We start from the raw sequence: 18,699 nt of genomic DNA on the forward strand, positions 1-18,699 counted from the left end.
TGCTGTCATGCGTCTAATCATTTACTGTACTGTCAGTTTTACCGTTGAACCGACCGGGTCCTGGAGTGAGTACCTGTTTTGATTCAGTTTCACGTCCAAACCTGCTGCTTTTGCTCTTTCTATTGCCTTCTTACGGGCGTCTTCATCTGGATAGACGATTGTAAACCAATCCATGCCTGCTTCATCTATACTTATAGAAGGTGCATTTGCTCCATGCCACGTATTGAGTCCAATATGATGATGATAACGACCTGTGGAGACAAATAAAGCGCCTGGATATCCTGAAACAACCGTCTCAAAGCCTAATACATTGTTATAGAATGCTGCCGCTTCACCGATATGCCGCATATACAAGTGAATATGACCAATGACAGTCCCTTCCGGAAGACCTGCCCATTCCGTATCGGAAGCTTCTTTTAGTAAGTTCTCCCCATCAAGCGGGTCAGTTGTCATTTGAATTTCTCCATTTACCCAATTCCAGCTTGAATCTGTCTTATCTGCATATATTTCGATGCCATTTCCATCGGGGTCATTTAAATATATTGCTTCACTAACCCCATGATCAGAAGCTCCGAATGCTACCCGGTGTTGCACATAAAATTTAACTACATTTGCTAAATCTTTTCTGGATGGCAGCAGCAATGCAAAATGATACAGACCAGCATGCCGATCTGGCTTTCGCTTAAGCTCTTTGCCTTCTTCAAGATATAACAAAATATTGGCACCTGAACCAAGCGCAGCTTTGCCAATTCCCTCTTCCATTACTTGTAAGCCGATTACTTTTGTAAAATAGTCGATAGATCGATTGAGATCTGTTACACGTAATTTCACTTGACCAATATAAGTTTGCGGCGGTTGTTGATAAAAGATATAAACTCCCCCTCCATCACTCACTTACTTAATGTAATTAAGTGTATTTTAGAAAGTTATTAACGTCAAGTAACACAAAAAAAGAACACCACGTTTCCGTGATGTTCTTCCGATTATCAATATAACAATCCAACAATCGTTGCAGATAAGAAGCTGACCAAGGTTGCTCCGTATAGAAGTTTCAGGCCAAACTTCGCTACCGTATTTCCTTGTTTTTCGTTCAGACCTTTCACCGCACCAGCAATAATACCAATGGAAGAGAAGTTCGCAAACGAAACGAGGAATACAGACACAATTGCTGTAACGCGACCGCTTAACTCGTAAACGCCGCTGTCTAGCGTCTGCATTGCAACAAATTCATTTGATACCATTTTAGTAGCCATAATACTTCCTGCATCGATTGCTTGCGACCAAGGAACACCCATTAAGAAGGCAAATGGCGCAAAGACGTACCCAAGCAGTTCTTGGAAGTTAATTCCGAATATAGCATCGAAGACGCCGTTAATCATGGCAATCAAAGCTACAAAACCAATTAGCATTGCCGCAACGACTACTGCGACTTTGAAACCATCCATAATATATTCCCCAAGCATTTCGAAAAAGGTTTGTTTTTCACCTTTTTCCTCTTCAATCATGTCTTGTTCTGGGTCAACATCATAAGGATTAATAAGTAAGGCAATGATAAATCCGCCAAACAAGTTCAAGACAAGTGCTGTTACAACATAACGCGGTTCAAGCATTGTCATATAAGAGCCGACAATCGACATCGACACAGTAGACATTGCAGATGCACAAAGTGTATACAAACGGTGACGCGGCAGTAAGCCAAGCTGTTTCTTCAGAGAGATAAATACTTCGGATTGTCCAAGTACTGCCGATGCCACTGCGTTATAAGACTCGAGCTTCCCAAGACCGTTCACCTTACTAAGTGCAATTCCGATAAATTTAATAAGGAAAGGTAAAATGCGCCAGTATTGCAAAATACCGATTAAAGCAGAAATGAAAACAATTGGAAGCAGCACATTCATAAAGAAAGTAGATTCTTCAGGATTCACCAGTCCGCCAAAAACAAAGGAGATTCCTTCTGCTGCATAAACGAGCAGCTGATTAAACCCTTTAGATATACTTCCTACCAACACGTTGCCCGCTCCTGTATTCAAGAGGATGTAACCGAATACAAGCTGCAGCACAATCATGATAATAATCGGGCGAATCTTCACCATTTTTCTATTTGAACTAGCAATCCATGCTAATCCCATAAACACGAATAAACCAATGATACCGATAATGTAACTCATGATGCTCCCCTTTCGCGCCTTTCGCTGTAAGCTTTAGACGACATTACTCATCAAAGTAAAACATTTTTTTCACAACGAGTCCTATTATGCCATATTAATTCGTCAATACGTAGCATCATATCAAAAATAAATGTATTTAAAATATTCTAACTTATCTCTCCTAGTGTACAAGGATAATAGGAAGAAAACAAGCTTGTCTGAAAGAAGCTAAACAGCTCTTTGTTATACACCTTTCTAAAGGTATTGCGCTTGTATTAGTCTTACTATTCACGCTCTATGTATACATTTCTTTTCACAACAAAGAAAGAGGCTGGGACATAACTGTTTAAGCTATATAAAAATCCAAACAATACTGCAATTAAAAGCAGTATTGTTTGGATTTTTGCATTGTAAGGAATATGAGAGCATCGCTTCGGAAATACACTCCGCTTTCCTGCGGGCGGCTGGGGAGCCTCCTCCCGTGGGAGTCTCCGTGTATCTCCTACGCTGATTCTTGTTATGAGGACCTTTACTAGTATAGAAAGAATACGTAGACTCCTCGAAAATAAAAAGCGATTTTCTTGTCGGGGTCTACTTCAAAAGCCATTCTTGTTCGACGATAACAGCTAGATTTGGAAAGCAGCAGCTGTCAGAGGGCTGCATGAAAAAGTATGGATCTAGTCATTGTTCGCTTTTAGGATGAATTAATCTTGTTTTGTCCCAGACTCTCTTGTTTAATAGAACGTCATCGTGTAAACAGAATGGAAATCACTTCTCGGCTGAAGTTGCTGAACGCCCGCCTTCTCTGAAAGCTCTCCCGTTGCCTCCACTGTATCTGCTATTCCGAACCATGGTTCTATACAGATAAAAGGTGCCATCGTTTTTTCTGTTTTGTCGTATTTTGACCAGATACCGACAAAAGGAAAACCAGACATCGTAACTGCTACGCCATTACCATTGTCTGATTGAAGATGAACTTCTTCAATATGGTCATACACAAGTGCATCGTTTTCAAACAGATGCGCATTTACAGTCATCACCGGCAGTTCTGTTGGCTGGCCACTTTCCCGGATTAAACCGTCAACTAGTTCATAAGCGGTTACTTGTTTGTGTTGCACAGGTTTCAATTGAAGCTTATAGTCTGCTGTTTCTTCGCCCGATAGAAGCGGAAGCCGAAATGCGGGATGAGCACCAATAGAGAAATACATCGTTTTCGCTTGTTCCAAATTGGTTACTCTCCACTCCACGGAAAGCTTGTCATTATCCAGCTGATAAGCAATCTCGACTCGAAATTCATAAGGGTAAATCTCTTTGAAGCTCCCATTGGATTCCAGAGTGAATGTAACAGCAGATTTAGTCGTATGTGATACTTTAAATGCGGCATCACGCAGAAAACCGTGCTGCGAAAGTTCGTATCTATTGCCTTCCGCTTTATATTGATTATTCTTCAAACGTCCGACAATCGGGAATAAAACGGGTGACACACGGCCCCAATAGGCGGCGTCTCCGTTCCACATATACGAGATCTTCGTGTCCTTATGTATAACACTGCGCACTTCTGCACCTAATTCAGCTACTTCCACCTTCAGCAAATCATTCTCTATACAGATCATGCATCCTTCACCTTCAGTATCTTTTCACGGATTGCTTCTGCTACTCCGTGTGCATTATTAGAGGTTGTAATATAATCAGCTGCTTCCTTGATTGCTGGAATCGCATTTTCCATTGCAACACCGCAGCCTGCATACTGAATCATAGATAAATCATTGCCGTTGTCACCTATTGCCATTACTTCTCCTTGTTGAATCCCGAGCTGCTCGGCTAGCTGCTTCACAGCGTTCCCTTTGCTTGCTTCTGGATGCAGAATCTCATAGAAATACGGTGCACTTTGTACCATTGTATATCGCTTTTTCCATTCTTCCGGTACATTGCTGATTGTCTCATTCAGACGTGACGGTTCATCGATGTACATCATTTTAGGAATAAGCACATCGCGCGGAATTTCGTCTACTGTCCGGTAATGAAGCGGCATCTTCGTCATATAAGATTCTAGAACCGTATAGTTGCTAATGTCCCTATTGGATGTATACAAGTTTTCTGCATCGAAATAATGCATTGGTGTATCGAGTTTTAAACTAAGCTGATGTAAATCAATAAAGTCATCATGCGTTAAAGATAACTGCGTGACTACTTCATTCGTATGCGCATTTTGAACAAGCGCCCCATTAAATGCGATAACAAAGTCCCCATCTTCATTTAAAATCAACTCTTCCAGATAACGATACACACCATTAATTGGCCTGCCTGTACAAAGCACAATCTTCACGCCTCGTTTTTTGGCTTCCTGAAGCGCTTCATGCACCTCCATTGTTACTTCGTGCTGATCATTTAACAGCGTGCCGTCCATATCAATTGCAACAAGTTTATACATATCACTTTTCCCCCTCAGATAGCTGTCCTATGTACTTTCTCTTCTAGTATACCGAAATAGGACAAGTTTAGGTGTCACATTCCCTTGTAATACGTTGCGATTCGCTTTCCTTCTATACAGCCATTACTCTGGAAAACACACTGCATTGGTACATTAGCAGCATGCGTACTGCCTTTATATACCGCAGCTCCCATCTCTTGTAGCATATATAAACTAGCCGCATGAACAAGCCGCCCTACTCCTTGTCCGCGCACACTTGGCAAACTGCCAATATAATAGATGCGCCCTTCCCCAGTCTTACCTGGTTCCAAATGCGGAATCGTTACAGCAATTGGAAGGTCACCTTGATAGATAATACGGCAGCTGAACTGCCATGCATCTCCCAGAAGGGCTTTTACATCATGGAGTTGAACTTTTGCTGAGTGTGTGGATGCTTGATTTGCCGAGTCCGTCATACACGCTTCCCAAACTTCTAAAAATTTGCTTTCAGTAGTTTTCCCACTTCCGACAGCTTCCCATCGATAGTAAGTAGGAAGTGCCTGCTCATTCACCAACTGCTTCTGATAGGCATACTTTTTAGCGAACAGATTATATGCATAATCGAGCAGCACATTATGAAAAGTGTCATAACTTTCATCCTCTGTATATACAATAACTCTAGCACTAAAAGCAGGACGTTGGTTTATATCTGCATTTGCTTTTTCCAGCACACCGTAAAGTTCTTGAACACTCGCACCTTTATCAACTTGTTCTATATCAATTTGACTAGGAAATATACGGTACTCAAATGGCATCACGAGCACCTACCATTTCAAACGATTGAGCAGCTGTTGAAGTTGCAGTATCTCTTCTTCTGAGATGTCCCACTGCGTGACTTCCTGCTTAATCGCTGCTAATGTCCCGTACTCTCTAACAAATCCATTCAGCCGTGCCACGATTGTCGAATGATGAAAGTTAGCTTCATCCGGAAAACAAGTCATCAGCTGTTCTGTCGCTCTTTTAAACCGTTTTAAGTAGTATTTTTGATGATGAGGCTCCGCTTCGGTGAATTGATGCAGCGGCGCTATTTCTGTATATATCGCTTCATCTTGTTCTGTTTCCAAATGCAGCTTTACCATTTCCATCACACGTTTTTGATCCGCATTACGATAAAGCAAAAGACTAATATACTGTCTTTCCTTATACACAGGTCGATTTGGATTGTGATTCTGCCAAAATTTACGCAGCAGCTCCTCAAGGGATACCATATCCAAATCATAAGTTATTTCCACTGTCTCCGTATGATCTCCCATCTGGCGGTATGTCGGGTTTAATTTTGTTCCACCCGCAAAACCAACACGCGTATGAAGAACTCCTGGCAGCTGTCCGAAATTTGCATCCGGACTCCAGAAGCATCCCATTCCGAAAACAAGCGTATCTGTTCGTCTGTTTTCCAGCATATGCTGTTCTATCTCTTGTATGTTTGTATCCATTTGCCTATACCTCCTTTAACATTAGAACAAAAGAACTGTAAATGAAATCCACATTATTCAACAAGAGTTGACCTATAGTTAGCGAATCACCCCTTTATTTGACTAACGATTCTGTCATCCAACAGCGTTCTCATATGCTATTATGTGACTTAAGAACCAGTAAATAAGAATGAGCAGATTCACTTTGTGTATCTTTTTACAACATGCGTTAACTTCCTATAAGCCTGCTCGCTTAACTCAAAAGGAGGAAGCAAGTAACATGATCACTGTTCCAGGCAGCACGGAAACACGTACTTTATCTAAAATCAAGCGCACATATATGCGTCCGCGAATTGTAGCTTTTATCCCAGCCCATAATGAAGAAAAGGCCATTCACGATTGCTTGATGGGATTGAAAGAGCAGGTACTGCCTAGCGGTGTCGAACTTGACGTCTTTGTTGTAGCAGATAATTGTACGGATCGCACCGAAGAAATTGCCCAGGAAACAGGCGAAGAACTCGGGTTGTCTATTAATATTATCGTAACAGAAAATAACAAACAGCGAAAAGTTGGAGCGCTGAATGCTGTCTGGAAGAATATCTACGGCGATAATATGGATATTTTTGAGATGGAACGAACAGATTATGAGATAGCTTACCAGCGTTCTGTGAAAGGAATACTCGGAATGGATGCTGATAGCCGTTTGGCTCCCCGAGCACTTCAGTATTTATGGGACGGATTAATGAGCGCCCGTAATATTGGCGGTGTGATGGCTAAATATACAATGCGCATGCCCAAAAAGAAAAGCCTTCTCTCGAAAGATGATCCTTATTATGAAGAGAAGCTCTACAGCGGCGAATATGGCGGTCCAATGGCTAGATGGTGGACACATCAACAGAAGCAAGATATGGCAAGCTGGCTCCTCAACCTCCAATATCGAGGCGGCAGTACCTATGTGCTTGGCGGCCAGGCGACACTGTTCAGACCAGAGGCATTATATGAAGTGATGCAAAGCAATAAACTGGACGGTCCTTGGCAAAACGACTCCGATGTAGAGGATATGCTGCTAACGTGGCAGCTGCAGAAAAACGGCTGGAAAACACTCGTTAGTCCGCGCGCACGCTGTTTTGTTGATGCAATGCGCTCTTATCATACATTCCGTAATCAGCGTGTAAAATGGAGTTCTGGTACTGTCAGCTTGCTCACCGATCGTGATTTGATGTTGAAATCAAGGCATACTGGCCATTTGTGGCGCTCTCAGCTGAAATCATTAATGGATTTGCTCGTTCGCGTCATTTTTGTATTAATGCTCGGTGCAGCAATTGCAACTGATCAATTTCAGTGGTCATGGATATGGGTAATACCGATTGGACTTGCTTCTATATTAAATACGATTCTGGCATTAAAAACACCAATGCACCGACCCATTGACGTAATACTCGCCTTTTTACTCATAAGTCCCGAAATCTACCTCTGGGTAAATCTCATGACATTCGCTCAAGTATGGGCCGAAAAGCTATCCAATGACAAAAAGGATGGCTGGGCAAACCAATACCAAGCAGAAGCTGGAAAAACGAAAAGCAAGCTCGTCCAAGGTGTACTTGCTTTGCTGTTAGGCGTTAGTCTTGTCATCTTTGCTTGCTATTATTTCCGCGATTACCTAACGAGCGAAGCAGTCCAAGCTGCGACAAGCCCGTACTTGATGGCAGGATGGATTGGGTTGACTGGTTTGACCATCTTTATGTCGCTTATTATGATTTATCAGATCTGGACACTTCGAGGCAGACATCAAGCATAACAGATACAGGCCGCCCTTCCATTTGGCGGCTTTTTTGCTTTATACTTGGAGCAATAGACAGAAAGAAGGGGATCGCCTTGTTATTTCGACCTTGTATTGATCTACATAATGGGCAAGTGAAGCAAATCGTCGGTTCTTCCATCACGTCAGAACATGATAAAGTAGTAGAGAACTTTGTATCTTCTCATGGCGCCGCACACTATGCCGCCTTATTTAAAGAAAAGCAAGTTTCTGGAGGGCATGTTATCATGCTTGGACCTGGTAATGAGCAAGCAGCAAAACAAGCGCTTCAAGCTTATCCCGGCGGATTGCAAATCGGAGGAGGCATCAATTCTGAAAATGCAGCAGCTTATCTGGAAGCTGGTGCAAGTCATGTTATCGTCACCTCTTACATTTTTCATGACGGGATCCTAGATGAAAACAGACTGCAAAAAATAACAAAAACAGTCGGCAAAGAAAGGCTAGTTATTGATTTGAGCTGTACCTACTATGATGGAAAATGGTTCGTTGCCACAGATCGATGGACAAAACGAAGCAATTTTGAAGTTAACGCTGAAATTTGACGACGCTTGCCGCCTATTGCGATGAATTTCTTATTCACGCCGTCGATGTAGAAGGAAAACGAAACGGCATCCAAGAAGAGCTCGTCCGTCATTTGGCCACCCACATGCCCGTCACAGCAACATATGCCGGGGGAATACGTTCCTTAGAAGATATCGACCTCTTCCGAAAACTAACAAATGATAACATGTGTTACACAATCGGAAGTGCACTCGACTTATTCGGCGGTGATGTTCCATTGACTGATGTTTTAGCGAAAGAGAATAACTAAAACGAGGTTTATTTCCTATACCAAAAAAAGGCTATAACCTTTATTAAAAAGCTATGAATAGATACTTGACTAAACTAGGAAAGCGGAGTATATCTCCCAAGCGATGCGCTCATCTAAATTTCCAATACAAATAATCCAAACAACGCTGCTGTTAATTGCAGTATTGTTTGGATTTTTATATAGCTTAAACAGTTATGTCTCAGCCTCTCTCTTATTTCCATTTATCTGTGAAACTTGAAAGTAAATCCTGTGCTTTCTCGGTAATGCTCCCTGCTGCTTCATTGGCTTGTTCTGTCATATTTTGTATTGCTTCAGTACCTTGAGCTGCAGCACCTTCCAACACTTCTGTACCTTGGTCCGCAGCCTCTTGTCCGAGCTCTGTTCCTTGCTGTGCCAAATCACTAGCCTGAGCAGTCAGATTGTCAACACCCGCTGCTTCTGACACAGAATCAACCGCTTGCTGCGCTTGCTCGGATACTTGCTCTCCGTTCAGCAGTTCACCTGCTTTATTAACAAGCTCTTCTGGTGCAATATCACTTATCTTGCTACCGATAAGTTCCTTAAAGGAATCAAAAATCCCCATATAAACACCTCCTATGGGTTCACTATATGGCAAAGGTGTACGAAATACAACGCTTACACCATGGATTGTGTGTAAAGAAAGTGTGAACAATCTAATGCTTGGCTGTGTATTCCCATACATCTGTTAAAGAAGCAGTAAGCGTACGCATCGGCTCCCAGCCAAGTGCACGTATTTTTTCTGCTGTCATTGACAGCTTTGCTTCAATTGCTGCCTCAGTTTTCGCATGTATCGAGAAATTGTAGCTGCTCACTTGTCGAAGTACCGACAAAACTTCTCCTAATGAAACCCATCGTCCCGAGGTGATTTCATACGTTTCTCCAGCTTTCCCATGCAGAAACAACACTTCGTAAGCTTCCGCCAAATCTCTCACATCAATAAAATCTCTTGTTACTGTGACATCGCCAACTTGAAACTGCACTTCACCTGTTTCCTTTAGCTGACGGATTTGTTTCGCAAATAATGTACATACACCATTTGATTTACCCGGGCCAATTATATTAGAAGGTTTGGCAATCATAACATCTGCGCCAAACAGATTATGCCACGCGAGACCTACCGTCGTCTGCAATGTTTTCGTTAGACTGTATGGGTGCTTAGGCGATACTAAGCTGGCTGCGTCATCTTGCAGCACACTTCCAGCAACGACCACACGAGCTGGTATCTTAATGGCTCGAATAGCTTCCACTATATAAAGTGTAGATTCCACATTTGCCTGCCAGCTTTTTAACGGTGTCTCCCAAGATGCAGGCACACTATTCTCTCCTGCAAGATGGAGAATATAGTCTGGTCTTATCTTTTCCAATAGTGCATGTACGGCAGCTTTCTCCGTCAAATCCAGTGTATGAATTGTCAGCTTCTCTCCAATGTCATCAAGCTTCGTTTTCCTTGTTACCGCATCGACAGCATACCCTTTTTCCAGGAAATGCTTTACTGTATGACGACCGGTAAAACCGCTTGCCCCTGTAATTAGGATCCGCTTTTCCATACATACCTCCTGTTACACCAAATGTACATCTTGAAACAACTGTTTCCAGAGTGCATTATTCCCTTCCCATATTTCATTGTCTGGCAGCTCTACACTATAAACGTTATCTATCGGCCAGTGCTTTTCGACAATCCCGGAAACCGGACCATGGTTCACGACAAGAATTCGGAAATCATGTTCAATTATGGAACGGAGCACACGCTGCAGTTCTGCCGTATCCTCCACTGTTGCATTCGTGCGAACAAATAAAATACGCTGCGCTGTAAGGAGTTTTTCCAGCAGCCGATTCACACGGCGATCCAGCTTCTGCTTCACTTGTGGATATGCCGCCAGCTGTGTCAAACTGTTCTCTGCTGTATGAAAATCATGATTCGACATAATAAGATTCCTGTCATCTGAAACAAGCAGCATATCTGTTGTAGCGTGACCGACAATACGCAGGTTTTCGTGCAGCATAAAATCGACGAAACGCTTCTCAAACAGCTGTATTACATTAGGCAGCAGCGGTGAGCCCATCCAATCAAGCGGCCCTGAAAATGGCCGAAGCTTATTTTTCTTCATTTGGATTGCTCCAAGACAAAGATCTCCAAGACTAAACACAGCATCATAGCCGCCTTTTAACAAATCATTCCCCACATATATCCCTCCTTTTGCAATCTCCTCTATCTATTAGATTCACTCGTTTTGTTTCTGGAAGAGCAAACCGTCCAGTTTAAAGAAAATTACATCTGGAGCCATGCCTTCCTGATACCATCCGTAAGAGATGTAGTTGGCAGCCATTTTAGATGCGCAACAGCTTTATCATTACTAAGGCAGCTGTGCGAAATGTCTCCTGAACGACTGGAAGTGAATTGCATGTCTAAGGAAGGATGTATCTGCTTGAAACACTCCACTAAATCAAGAATCGATGCGCTGATACCCGTACTAGCATGGTAAATACCGCTTTCTTGCTTCTGCATGGCAGCAATATTAGCTGTAACGATATCACTCACAAAGATAAAGTCCCTGGATTGGGTGCCATCTCCGTGAATCATGATTGGTTCTTTTCGCTTTAATTTTTCTAAGAACACCGCTACAACGCCTCCTTCTCCCTTCGGCTTCTGACCTGGTCCGTAAACATTTCCGTAACGGAGAATTGTGTATGGAAGCTGATAAAATTGATGAAATAGCTGAATGTACTTCTCAGCAGATAATTTGGATAAACCATAATAAGAGATGGGGTTTGCTTTATCCTCTTCATGGACCAGTATTTTCTCGATGTCACCATAGACAGCAGATGTGGACGCAAAAATAAATTTCTTTACCCCTGCGGTACGGCTCGCTTCCAGCATATTAATCGTACCGCCAATATTTACATCTGCATCTTGCACTGGATTTAATATGCTTTTTGTCACATCTGCCTGCGCTGCTAAATGGAACAGTATGTCAGGCTGCTCTTCAATGACGGCTCGATACGCATCTGCGCTTTTAACATCAAATTGATATAACTTTATATCCTGCGGCATATCAGTATTTCCAGCTGAGAGATCATCTAAAATGACCACCTCATGCCCCTCACCTTGTAGTGTCTTCACAAGGTGGGAACCGATAAACCCTGCTCCGCCAGTCACAATTATTTTCATGATGGACCTCCTGATCAGCTGTCTGGTGCAAAGCGTTTATAAATTTCTAAGAGTCGTTCTACGCCTACATCCATTGACCAATGCTGCAGGCCCCATTCTCGGGCTTGTTCTCCGAGCTGCTTACGATAGTCATCATCTTCCAGCAATGTTTCAATTGCCTCTTGTAAAGCTGGTGCATCCCCTTTAGGTACGATTAAGCCTGTTTCCCCATGTTCAACCATTTCAGGCAGTCCGCCCGCGTCTGTCACAATAACAGGTTTACTGCTAACCTGTGATTCAATCACACTAAGAGGCTGGTTATCCATCAAACTTGGAAGCACACTAATATCCGCTAATTTTAATAGAACTGGAACGTCCTCTCGCTTTCCAAGGAAAAGCACCTTATCACCCAACCCTAAACTCGTCACTTGAGCTTGCAAATGTTGCTTTCGATTGCCATCTCCGACAATCCAGCACACCCAATCATCACGTTCTTTTAAGGATGCTAATGCCTCAATAAGATAATGAACACCTTTGAGTTCAATAAGTCTGCCCGCATAGATAATTACTTTCTTTCCTGGCGGCGTTTGCATTGTTGTTGGTTTGGCTTGCTCTTCTTGGAAACGTTCCACCGAGAATCCATAATGCAGTTTTTCGAATTTATCTTCAGGTACTCCAAATTCTTCCACTAGTATTTTCTGCAGCCACTCATTGGCTGTAATTGTCACATCTGCACTAGAAGCTCCTAATCTCTCAATCTCATCAAAGTAGGCACGTGCAAGATTGGATGTCGGAGATTTATGAATGGTTGTAAGCTGATGACGTATTTCATGAGATACCAGGCCGTGCAGCGTGGCGATAAGCGGAACACCTTCAGGACGTGCTCGATCCAATGCCACGGTGGAAATGACATCGTGCGTGTGAATGATGTCATAATCAGCGAGCCCAAATTCTGCGGCGGCTAGTTCATATGTGTACCGCTGCACTTCTGTGTATTCGACTAAGTGATTTGAATACACTTTTGGGAAACTGTTCTTCTGGAGGGTGCTATACACATAAGCAGACCAACGTTCCTTTGGGATAGTCTGTTCGTGTCCAGAGACTTGAATATACGTGTTCTCTCCGCCATACCCCATAATATCAACAGTATGACCCAGATCCACCAGTCTGCTTTTCAGCTGAGAAAGATAATTCCATACCCCGCCCAAATGCGGAATGGACCAATATGTTGCTAACAAGATTTTCATTGTATTACCTCCCATACGAATAAACGCCCATTAATAAGCCCTTAACAGTATATGGCGAAACTTGAAGCGTGTGCTTGGTACAAAAAAGGCCCCCTGCCTCAGCAGGAAGCTTAATCAATCCGGAATAGCAGCTAAAATGTCGAGATCAGGTATGGTGATTCGGCTGCTGTTAATGAAAATAGACCTGGTTCCGTCAGCATTCAACTCCGTTTTAAAACCGTTTATCTGTTCTGGCTGGTATGGAACTGGAGTTGCTGGCACAAAATTTGGTTCAGCTGGTGGTTCCGCTAATGGTATTGCTGACTGCTGCACTTCTGTTGTAGGAGGAACCACTAATGGCACGGCTGGCTGCTGCACTTCTGTTGGGGGTACTGCATCAACTGGAGGAACAGGTTCGGGTGCTGGAACTTCGTCTATCGGTTCTGCTGCTTTCGAAGATGCCACAGGAAACGTCGCCGGAAAGCCTCTCGTAGGTGAAAACGCCCCTCCCCAAATGGTTCCTCCTGCGGAAGGACCCATTGCTCTTCTGCCATATAGTCGCGTAGGTATTTTTTTCGGCACTTTTATCATCCTTTCCACAGCCAGTATATGAACATCCCGCTCCTTTGTTATTGCTGACAAGAAAAAAAATGTCATTCCTGTGTATCTATCCAATCCCTTTCACAATCTATCCATATACTAATCAACGAAAATACGCTTGCAGCTAGCGGTTTTAAAGGAGGTTACTTGTGAAGGTTTTAACTGTCTTAGGAACACGCCCCGAAATTATCCGGCTATCTATCATAATCAGAAAACTAGATTTGCTGGCAGAATCGCACGTACTTGTACACACCGGTCAAAACTACACCTCCAATTTAAGTGATGTATTTTTTGATGAAATGCATATCCGAAAGCCGGATTACATTTTGTCACAGAGCCAGCAGACATTAGGCGAGCAGCTGGCAACGATGTATAAGGAGCTGGAGGTCATCCTGGAAAAGGAGAGACCGGATAAAGTACTTGTGTTAGGAGACACAAACAGCGCTCTCAGCGCTTTGCTCGCAGAACGGATGCACATACCAGTTATCCATATGGAAGCAGGCAACCGCTGTTTTGATTTGGAGGTGCCAGAGGAGAAGAACAGACGTGTTATTGATGCAATCTCCAGCCTTAACCTGCCTTATACACCTGGCAGCAGAGAAAACTTACTGCGCGAAGGTCTTCCGGCGAATCGCATCGTCGTATCCGGAAATCCAATCTTTGAAGTGCTTAATCAATACACTGCCAGCATTCAAAAAAGTCGAATTCTTAAAGAACTAAAGCTGAAGAAACAATCCTATTTGCTGACAACCATACACCGCGCAGAAAATGTAGATCATCCGGATAAACTGCGGACGATTATCAACGGATTAAGCGCTGCAGCTGAGCAATTAAATAAGCGCATGATTTGCAGCATCCATCCACGGACGCAATCAAAGATCAGTCAGCTAAATGACGTGACTGTAAGTCCGCTCGTTGAGTTCCATCAGCCATTTGGTTTCTTTGATTTTGTGACACTCGAAAAACATGCACTGCTGGCAATGACCGACAGCGGAACGGTACAAGAAGAATGCTGTCTGTTCCACGTACCAACAGTGACAGTACGCAAAACGACAGAACGGCCTGAAACTGTCGCTTGCGGCAGCAATATCGTTTCAGGTATCGACACTACGGCGATTGCACGGTCCGCACTCATAATGGCTGCTGCCACCAAAGATTGGGAGTTTCCAAAAGGATATGCTGACCCAAATGTATCGGATAAGGTGATCAAAATTATTTTAGGAGGTTTGAAGATTGTTTAAAGATAAAACAATTTTTATTACTGGAGGAACGGGCTCTTGGGGATATGAGCTTGTCAAACAGCTGCTGCTTCACCGCCCGAAAGAGATACGTATCTTCTCCCGTAATGAATCACATCAGTTTACAATGAAGCACGAATTTGACAACAACCCGAAGCTGCATTTCAAAATCGGCGATATCCGTGACCGCGAAGCATTAATTGAAGCAACCGAAGGCGTGGACTATTTATTCCACCTTGCAGCACTTAAACACGTACCAGTATGTGAAGATCAGCCGCTGGAAGCGCTTAAGACTAATGTATTAGGAACACAGCATGTTATTGATGCAGCCATTCATCATAAAATCGATAAAGTAATTTACATCTCAACCGACAAAGCTTCCGATCCTGCCAACTTCTATGGCCTCTCCAAGGCAATGGGAGAAAGATTGATTACACACGCAAATACACTTCATGCAAACACAACTTTCGTATGTATTCGGGGTGGAAACGTACTTGGAACAAACGGAAGTGTCATTCACGTCTTCAAGAAAGCAATTCGTCAAAAAGGCAAAATCGGCATCACCGATCCAGAAATGACACGTTTCTTCTTAACAGTAGAAGACGCCATCAAACTTGTATTCAAAGCAACCTTTGAAGCTGTAGGCGGCGAAATCTTCATAATGAAGATGCCTGCTATTAAGATTACAGATCTTGCAAAAGTATTAATGGACGCCTCTGGCACAAAGGATATTGAGTTTGAAACGTTAGGCATTCGTCCTGGAGAGAAAATTCATGAGTTATTATTGACGATTAATGAAAGCAATTCGGCAATTGTTTATGATGATCGCTACTTTGTTATCCTGCCAGATATCAAAACAGAAGCAATTAAAGACCAGTATAAAGGTTATAAAAAAGTGGAGATTACTGATTACAATTCCAGCCAGAACCTGCTTTCACTAAAAGAAATCCAAAGCATGCTCGCAAAAGGTGGTTTTATTTAATGAAAATACTTATCCTCGGCGGAAAGGGAATGGCGGGGCATGTAATGTACAGTTACCTGCGCAAGAAGCCGGATTACGATGTGTATTATACTTCCCGCGATCGAACGGATAAGAATAGTATTTACCTGGATGCAGTTGACACTTCTGCAGTAGAACAGCTGATTAATGCCTTAGAACCGGCCGTTGTTATCAACTGTACCGGTATTCTAAATGAGGCTGCAGAGCAAAACCCACTCTTAGCTTTCCGAGTAAACAGTCTGCTGCCTCACCAGCTTGCTGCTTTCATGGACAGAAAACAGGGGCGTTTGATTCAAATTAGCACAGATTGTGTCTTCTCCGGTAAAACGGGACAATACAAAGAATCAGACTTCCGTGATGGAGATTCTGTTTATGCACAATCCAAACAGCTTGGTGAAATCACAACAGCACCGCACCTGACTATTCGAACGTCGATTATCGGACCCGAGCTAAAACAAGACGGTATTGGTCTGTTTCATTGGTTTATGAATCAAAGCGGACAAATTAAAGGATTTGAGAACGTTTACTGGAATGGCGTAACAACACTCGAGCTAGCCAAAGCAACAGACTTCTTCATTCAACAGCAAACAAGCGGGTTATTCCACCTTTGTCCTGAAAATAAAATAAGCAAACACGACCTGTTGCAGCTTTTCAAAGAGGTCTATCAAAAGAACGACATCCACATTATCCCGGATGCCGCTCATGTGCTGGATAGAACCATTGTAAACACCAGAAAATCACCTGCATATGCTGTACCAAGCTTTCGTGAAATGGTGGAGGAACAACGGCAAATTTATCCGCTGCTCGTATCCTGAATGCCTAAGTCCAGCAGCATTTGCTTAAACGAGCTTGCATAGTTATTAAGACTAAACCTTTCCTTCACATGCCGAAGTCCGTTCTCGCGAATATACGTACGCTGATCTATATTAACTATTAATTCTTTCGCTTCTCGAAGCGCTGAATCAGGATTACCTATATCGTAATATTTCCCTGTTTGATTATGAATAACTGCTCGGCGTACGCCATCTGAATCTGTCGTTAGTACAGGGCAGGTGCAGCTGATAGCTTCTATTACTGCATACCCAGCGCTTTCTACCTTGGATGTTGATAGTAAGAAACCGCCTGAATCACCTATTAAAGAGAAGTAATAAGGCATATCGGTATGCGGAACATCCGGGAAAATGGACACATGCGCTCGCAGCTGCAAACTGTCCAGCATCTGTTCAAAGTCGTCATTTTCACTTTGTGCCGCAAGCGAAGGATCATGGAACATATAAAACTGCAAATCCTGCCGATATTCCGTTAACAGTTTATGGGCAATCAGGAGAAACTCCCGCCAGTTTTTATTGTCTTCTAATCTGCCTATCCATGCGATGATTGGTTGGTCGGCAGCTGTTCCAGCCATGTACGCAAAGCTGTCCGTATCGAAGCAGATGTCAAACCCAAACGTCGGTGTTGTCGGATAAAAATGCTGGTATATATCTGCAATATGTTGTGTCATTGGATGCAGCAACCCATTTGCATAACTGTTAACAAGCGGTACTGCCAGCTCAAGTTGTGAGTAAGCAACTTCTTTAGGTCCAAATCCTTGCGATTCTAATATAAGCTTGCCTGTAAACCCGAGTCTTCGAAAACGTGCAAAACTCAAGAAATCAGATGTGACAACAGCTGCATCGAAATTATTCGCGTCGAAAATCTGCTTGATGTCTGCATCTTCGTTTGTTATATACACCGGCGCTCCGTGGTCATTTACGAGTTCACGACGTTTTTCATAATACAAAAAGTGTGCAGAGATACCTTCCAATTCCAGCGCAGCTCTTCTCTGCCGATTAAGCGTCTCTACGCCACCGCTTGGAACGTAAAATACAAATAACACTTTCATGTTCTGCCTCCTTTACTAGGCGTACAATATCCATTTCATGCTTATGCTGGAGGCAGAAAAAATATGATATTTAGGAGGACGCGGCAATGCTGCCGAAAGTAACGATTATTATCCCTTTTTACAATGATAAATATGTTCCTATCGCGATTCAAAGTGCTTTGGATCAAACATACCCAAATATAGAAGTCATCGTAGTAGACGATGGATCTACGGAAGAGGTTGATAAAATTCAGCCTTATATGGAGCAGATCACTTATATTCGAAAAGATAATGGCGGAACAGCCACTGCACTTAACTACGGCATTCAGCATAGCACCGGGGAATATATAGCCTGGCTAAGCTCTGACGATATGTTTTTGCCGCATAAGATTCAAGTGCAAATGGACTATATGTTAGCCAACAAAGCGCCAGTCTGCTTTTCCAACTACCATCTGATGGACAAAGATAATCAAGTTTATATTCCTTGGTGCGGCAAACGCTTTTCTCCTACAAATAATCTAAGAGAAGTTTACGAAACCTTCCTGACAGTAAATCCTGTCAACGGATGCACGATTGTAATCCGTAAAGACATTTTAGATACTACCGGGGCCTTCAACCCTGGGTTTTTATATACACACGATTATGATTTATGGTTCCGAATCCTGCTAAGCGGTTTTCGTATGCATTACATTGACCAGCCGCTCATTCATTTCCGTTCCCACGAGGAATCCGGAACTTCCAGATATCAGCCGCAAATCATACATGAAATGAACACAATCGAAACACATTATCGTCCGATTCTCGAAGATTACTTGCAACAACACCCTACATTCTATTAAAGAAGGAGATTGTACGATGAAAAAGAAGCAGATAGCTTCCTTAATTAAACTTGCCCCTCCTGGCTACCGCATACCTGATCACCGACTCCTTCCGCTTATGAAACGAT

The 18,699-nt window shown here is 42.9% G+C and carries 18 protein-coding genes and 1 pseudogene; 6 read left to right on the forward strand and 13 right to left on the reverse strand.

Annotation, left to right across the window (positions count from 1 at the left end; translation table 11 throughout):
* Positions 1-21: 21 nt before the first annotated feature.
* From KS242_RS15570 to KS242_RS15595, 6 genes are all read right to left on the reverse strand, one after another.
* Entirely contained in the window at positions 22-894 is an 873-nt protein-coding gene (locus KS242_RS15570; RefSeq protein WP_217322173.1) for a VOC family protein, read from the reverse strand.
* Between the two features lie 92 nt (positions 895-986).
* The gene (locus tag KS242_RS15575) at positions 987-2,168 is read right to left on the reverse strand and encodes a NupC/NupG family nucleoside CNT transporter (RefSeq protein WP_217322174.1); all 1,182 of its coding nucleotides are present in this window, start codon (positions 2,166-2,168) and stop codon (positions 987-989) included.
* A 713-nt stretch (positions 2,169-2,881) separates the two neighbouring features.
* A complete protein-coding gene (locus KS242_RS15580; protein WP_217322175.1) occupies positions 2,882-3,760 on the reverse strand; it encodes an aldose 1-epimerase family protein in 879 nt (292 codons plus the stop codon).
* Positions 3,757-4,578, reverse strand: coding sequence for a sugar-phosphatase (yidA, locus tag KS242_RS15585; RefSeq protein ID WP_217322176.1), 822 nt, complete (start codon positions 4,576-4,578; stop codon positions 3,757-3,759). The genes KS242_RS15580 and yidA overlap by 4 nt, the downstream gene beginning before the upstream one ends.
* Positions 4,579-4,652: 74 nt before the next feature.
* Positions 4,653-5,372: an N-acetyltransferase gene (locus KS242_RS15590; RefSeq protein WP_217322177.1), complete on the reverse strand. Its 720-nt coding sequence runs from the start codon at positions 5,370-5,372 to the stop codon at positions 4,653-4,655.
* A 9-nt stretch (positions 5,373-5,381) separates the two neighbouring features.
* Positions 5,382-6,050, reverse strand: coding sequence for a peptide-methionine (S)-S-oxide reductase MsrA (locus KS242_RS15595; protein WP_217322178.1), 669 nt, complete (start codon positions 6,048-6,050; stop codon positions 5,382-5,384).
* 259 nt (positions 6,051-6,309) lie between these two features.
* Here KS242_RS15595 and KS242_RS15600 point away from each other — a divergent pair, with 259 nt between their 5' ends.
* Both KS242_RS15600 and hisA read left to right on the forward strand, forming a co-directional pair.
* Positions 6,310-7,827, forward strand: a complete 1,518-nt coding sequence (locus KS242_RS15600; protein WP_254391734.1) for a glycosyltransferase family 2 protein — start codon at positions 6,310-6,312, stop codon at positions 7,825-7,827.
* A gap of 77 nt (positions 7,828-7,904) precedes the next feature.
* Positions 7,905-8,659, forward strand: a pseudogene (gene hisA / locus KS242_RS15605) (phosphoribosylformimino-5-aminoimidazole carboxamide ribotide isomerase).
* Positions 8,660-8,870: 211 nt separating this feature from the next.
* Here the strand turns inward: hisA and KS242_RS15610 are convergent.
* The 6 genes from KS242_RS15610 to KS242_RS15635 form a co-directional block, all read right to left on the reverse strand.
* Positions 8,871-9,242 (reverse strand): hypothetical protein, encoded by a 372-nt coding sequence (locus KS242_RS15610; protein ID WP_217322179.1) that lies wholly within the window; start codon positions 9,240-9,242, stop codon positions 8,871-8,873.
* A gap of 91 nt (positions 9,243-9,333) precedes the next feature.
* On the reverse strand, positions 9,334-10,227 hold the full coding sequence (locus KS242_RS15615; protein WP_217322180.1) for an NAD-dependent epimerase/dehydratase family protein: 894 nt from the start codon (positions 10,225-10,227) through the stop codon (positions 9,334-9,336).
* Between the two features lie 12 nt (positions 10,228-10,239).
* Positions 10,240-10,863 (reverse strand): DUF1796 family putative cysteine peptidase, encoded by a 624-nt coding sequence (locus KS242_RS15620; RefSeq protein ID WP_217322181.1) that lies wholly within the window; start codon positions 10,861-10,863, stop codon positions 10,240-10,242.
* 86 nt (positions 10,864-10,949) lie between these two features.
* Complete coding sequence (locus KS242_RS15625) at positions 10,950-11,849, reverse strand: NAD-dependent epimerase/dehydratase family protein (protein ID WP_217322182.1); 900 nt, start codon at positions 11,847-11,849, stop codon at positions 10,950-10,952.
* Between the two features lie 14 nt (positions 11,850-11,863).
* Positions 11,864-13,075, reverse strand: coding sequence for a glycosyltransferase family 4 protein (locus KS242_RS15630; protein ID WP_217322183.1), 1,212 nt, complete (start codon positions 13,073-13,075; stop codon positions 11,864-11,866).
* Positions 13,076-13,189: 114 nt separating this feature from the next.
* Positions 13,190-13,636 (reverse strand): hypothetical protein, encoded by a 447-nt coding sequence (locus tag KS242_RS15635; protein WP_217322184.1) that lies wholly within the window; start codon positions 13,634-13,636, stop codon positions 13,190-13,192.
* Between the two features lie 167 nt (positions 13,637-13,803).
* Here KS242_RS15635 and wecB point away from each other — a divergent pair, with 167 nt between their 5' ends.
* Genes wecB through KS242_RS15650 form a run of 3 tightly spaced genes read left to right on the forward strand, consistent with a single transcriptional unit; the run spans position 13,804 to position 16,707 of the window.
* On the forward strand, positions 13,804-14,895 hold the full coding sequence (gene wecB / locus KS242_RS15640) for a non-hydrolyzing UDP-N-acetylglucosamine 2-epimerase (protein WP_217322185.1): 1,092 nt from the start codon (positions 13,804-13,806) through the stop codon (positions 14,893-14,895).
* Positions 14,888-15,874, forward strand: coding sequence for a polysaccharide biosynthesis protein (locus tag KS242_RS15645; protein ID WP_217322186.1), 987 nt, complete (start codon positions 14,888-14,890; stop codon positions 15,872-15,874). The genes wecB and KS242_RS15645 overlap by 8 nt, the downstream gene beginning before the upstream one ends.
* Positions 15,874-16,707 carry a dTDP-4-dehydrorhamnose reductase family protein gene (locus KS242_RS15650; RefSeq protein ID WP_217322187.1) on the forward strand — a complete coding sequence of 278 codons (834 nt, stop codon included), beginning with the start codon at positions 15,874-15,876 and terminating at the stop codon, positions 16,705-16,707. The genes KS242_RS15645 and KS242_RS15650 overlap by 1 nt, the downstream gene beginning before the upstream one ends.
* On the opposite strand, the gene KS242_RS15655 is transcribed toward KS242_RS15650, so the two are convergent.
* Entirely contained in the window at positions 16,686-17,774 is a 1,089-nt protein-coding gene (locus KS242_RS15655) for a glycosyltransferase family 4 protein (RefSeq protein ID WP_217322188.1), read from the reverse strand. The two genes, KS242_RS15650 and KS242_RS15655, sit on opposite strands and share 22 nt — an antisense overlap.
* Before the next feature lie 86 nt (positions 17,775-17,860).
* Between KS242_RS15655 and KS242_RS15660 the strand changes: the two genes are divergently transcribed.
* Positions 17,861-18,592 carry a glycosyltransferase family 2 protein gene (locus tag KS242_RS15660; protein WP_217322189.1) on the forward strand — a complete coding sequence of 244 codons (732 nt, stop codon included), beginning with the start codon at positions 17,861-17,863 and terminating at the stop codon, positions 18,590-18,592.
* Positions 18,593-18,699: the final 107 nt, after the last annotated feature.

The organism is Terribacillus sp. DMT04, from assembly GCF_019056395.1.
GTDB classification, from domain to species: Bacteria; Bacillota; Bacilli; order Bacillales; family Amphibacillaceae; genus Terribacillus; species Terribacillus aidingensis_A.

Bases quoted from the DNA above. Each gene is read 5' to 3' on its own strand.
- yidA (WP_217322176.1), bottom strand. From the start codon at position 4,578: ATGTATAAACTTGTTGCAATTGATATGGACGGCACGCTGTTAAATGAT.
- KS242_RS15625 (WP_217322182.1), bottom strand. From the start codon at position 11,849: ATGAAAATAATTGTGACTGGCGGAGCAGGGTTTATCGGTTCCCACCTT.
- KS242_RS15660 (WP_217322189.1), top strand. From the start codon at position 17,861: ATGCTGCCGAAAGTAACGATTATTATCCCTTTTTACAATGATAAATAT.
- KS242_RS15580 (WP_217322175.1), bottom strand. From the start codon at position 3,760: ATGATCTGTATAGAGAATGATTTGCTGAAGGTGGAAGTAGCTGAATTA.
- KS242_RS15610 (WP_217322179.1), bottom strand. From the start codon at position 9,242: ATGGGGATTTTTGATTCCTTTAAGGAACTTATCGGTAGCAAGATAAGT.
- KS242_RS15630 (WP_217322183.1), bottom strand. From the start codon at position 13,075: ATGAAAATCTTGTTAGCAACATATTGGTCCATTCCGCATTTGGGCGGG.
- KS242_RS15650 (WP_217322187.1), top strand. From the start codon at position 15,874: ATGAAAATACTTATCCTCGGCGGAAAGGGAATGGCGGGGCATGTAATG.
- KS242_RS15655 (WP_217322188.1), bottom strand. From the start codon at position 17,774: ATGAAAGTGTTATTTGTATTTTACGTTCCAAGCGGTGGCGTAGAGACG.
- KS242_RS15595 (WP_217322178.1), bottom strand. From the start codon at position 6,050: ATGGATACAAACATACAAGAGATAGAACAGCATATGCTGGAAAACAGA.
- KS242_RS15590 (WP_217322177.1), bottom strand. From the start codon at position 5,372: ATGCCATTTGAGTACCGTATATTTCCTAGTCAAATTGATATAGAACAA.
- KS242_RS15615 (WP_217322180.1), bottom strand. From the start codon at position 10,227: ATGGAAAAGCGGATCCTAATTACAGGGGCAAGCGGTTTTACCGGTCGT.
- KS242_RS15600 (WP_254391734.1), top strand. From the start codon at position 6,310: ATGATCACTGTTCCAGGCAGCACGGAAACACGTACTTTATCTAAAATC.
- KS242_RS15575 (WP_217322174.1), bottom strand. From the start codon at position 2,168: ATGAGTTACATTATCGGTATCATTGGTTTATTCGTGTTTATGGGATTA.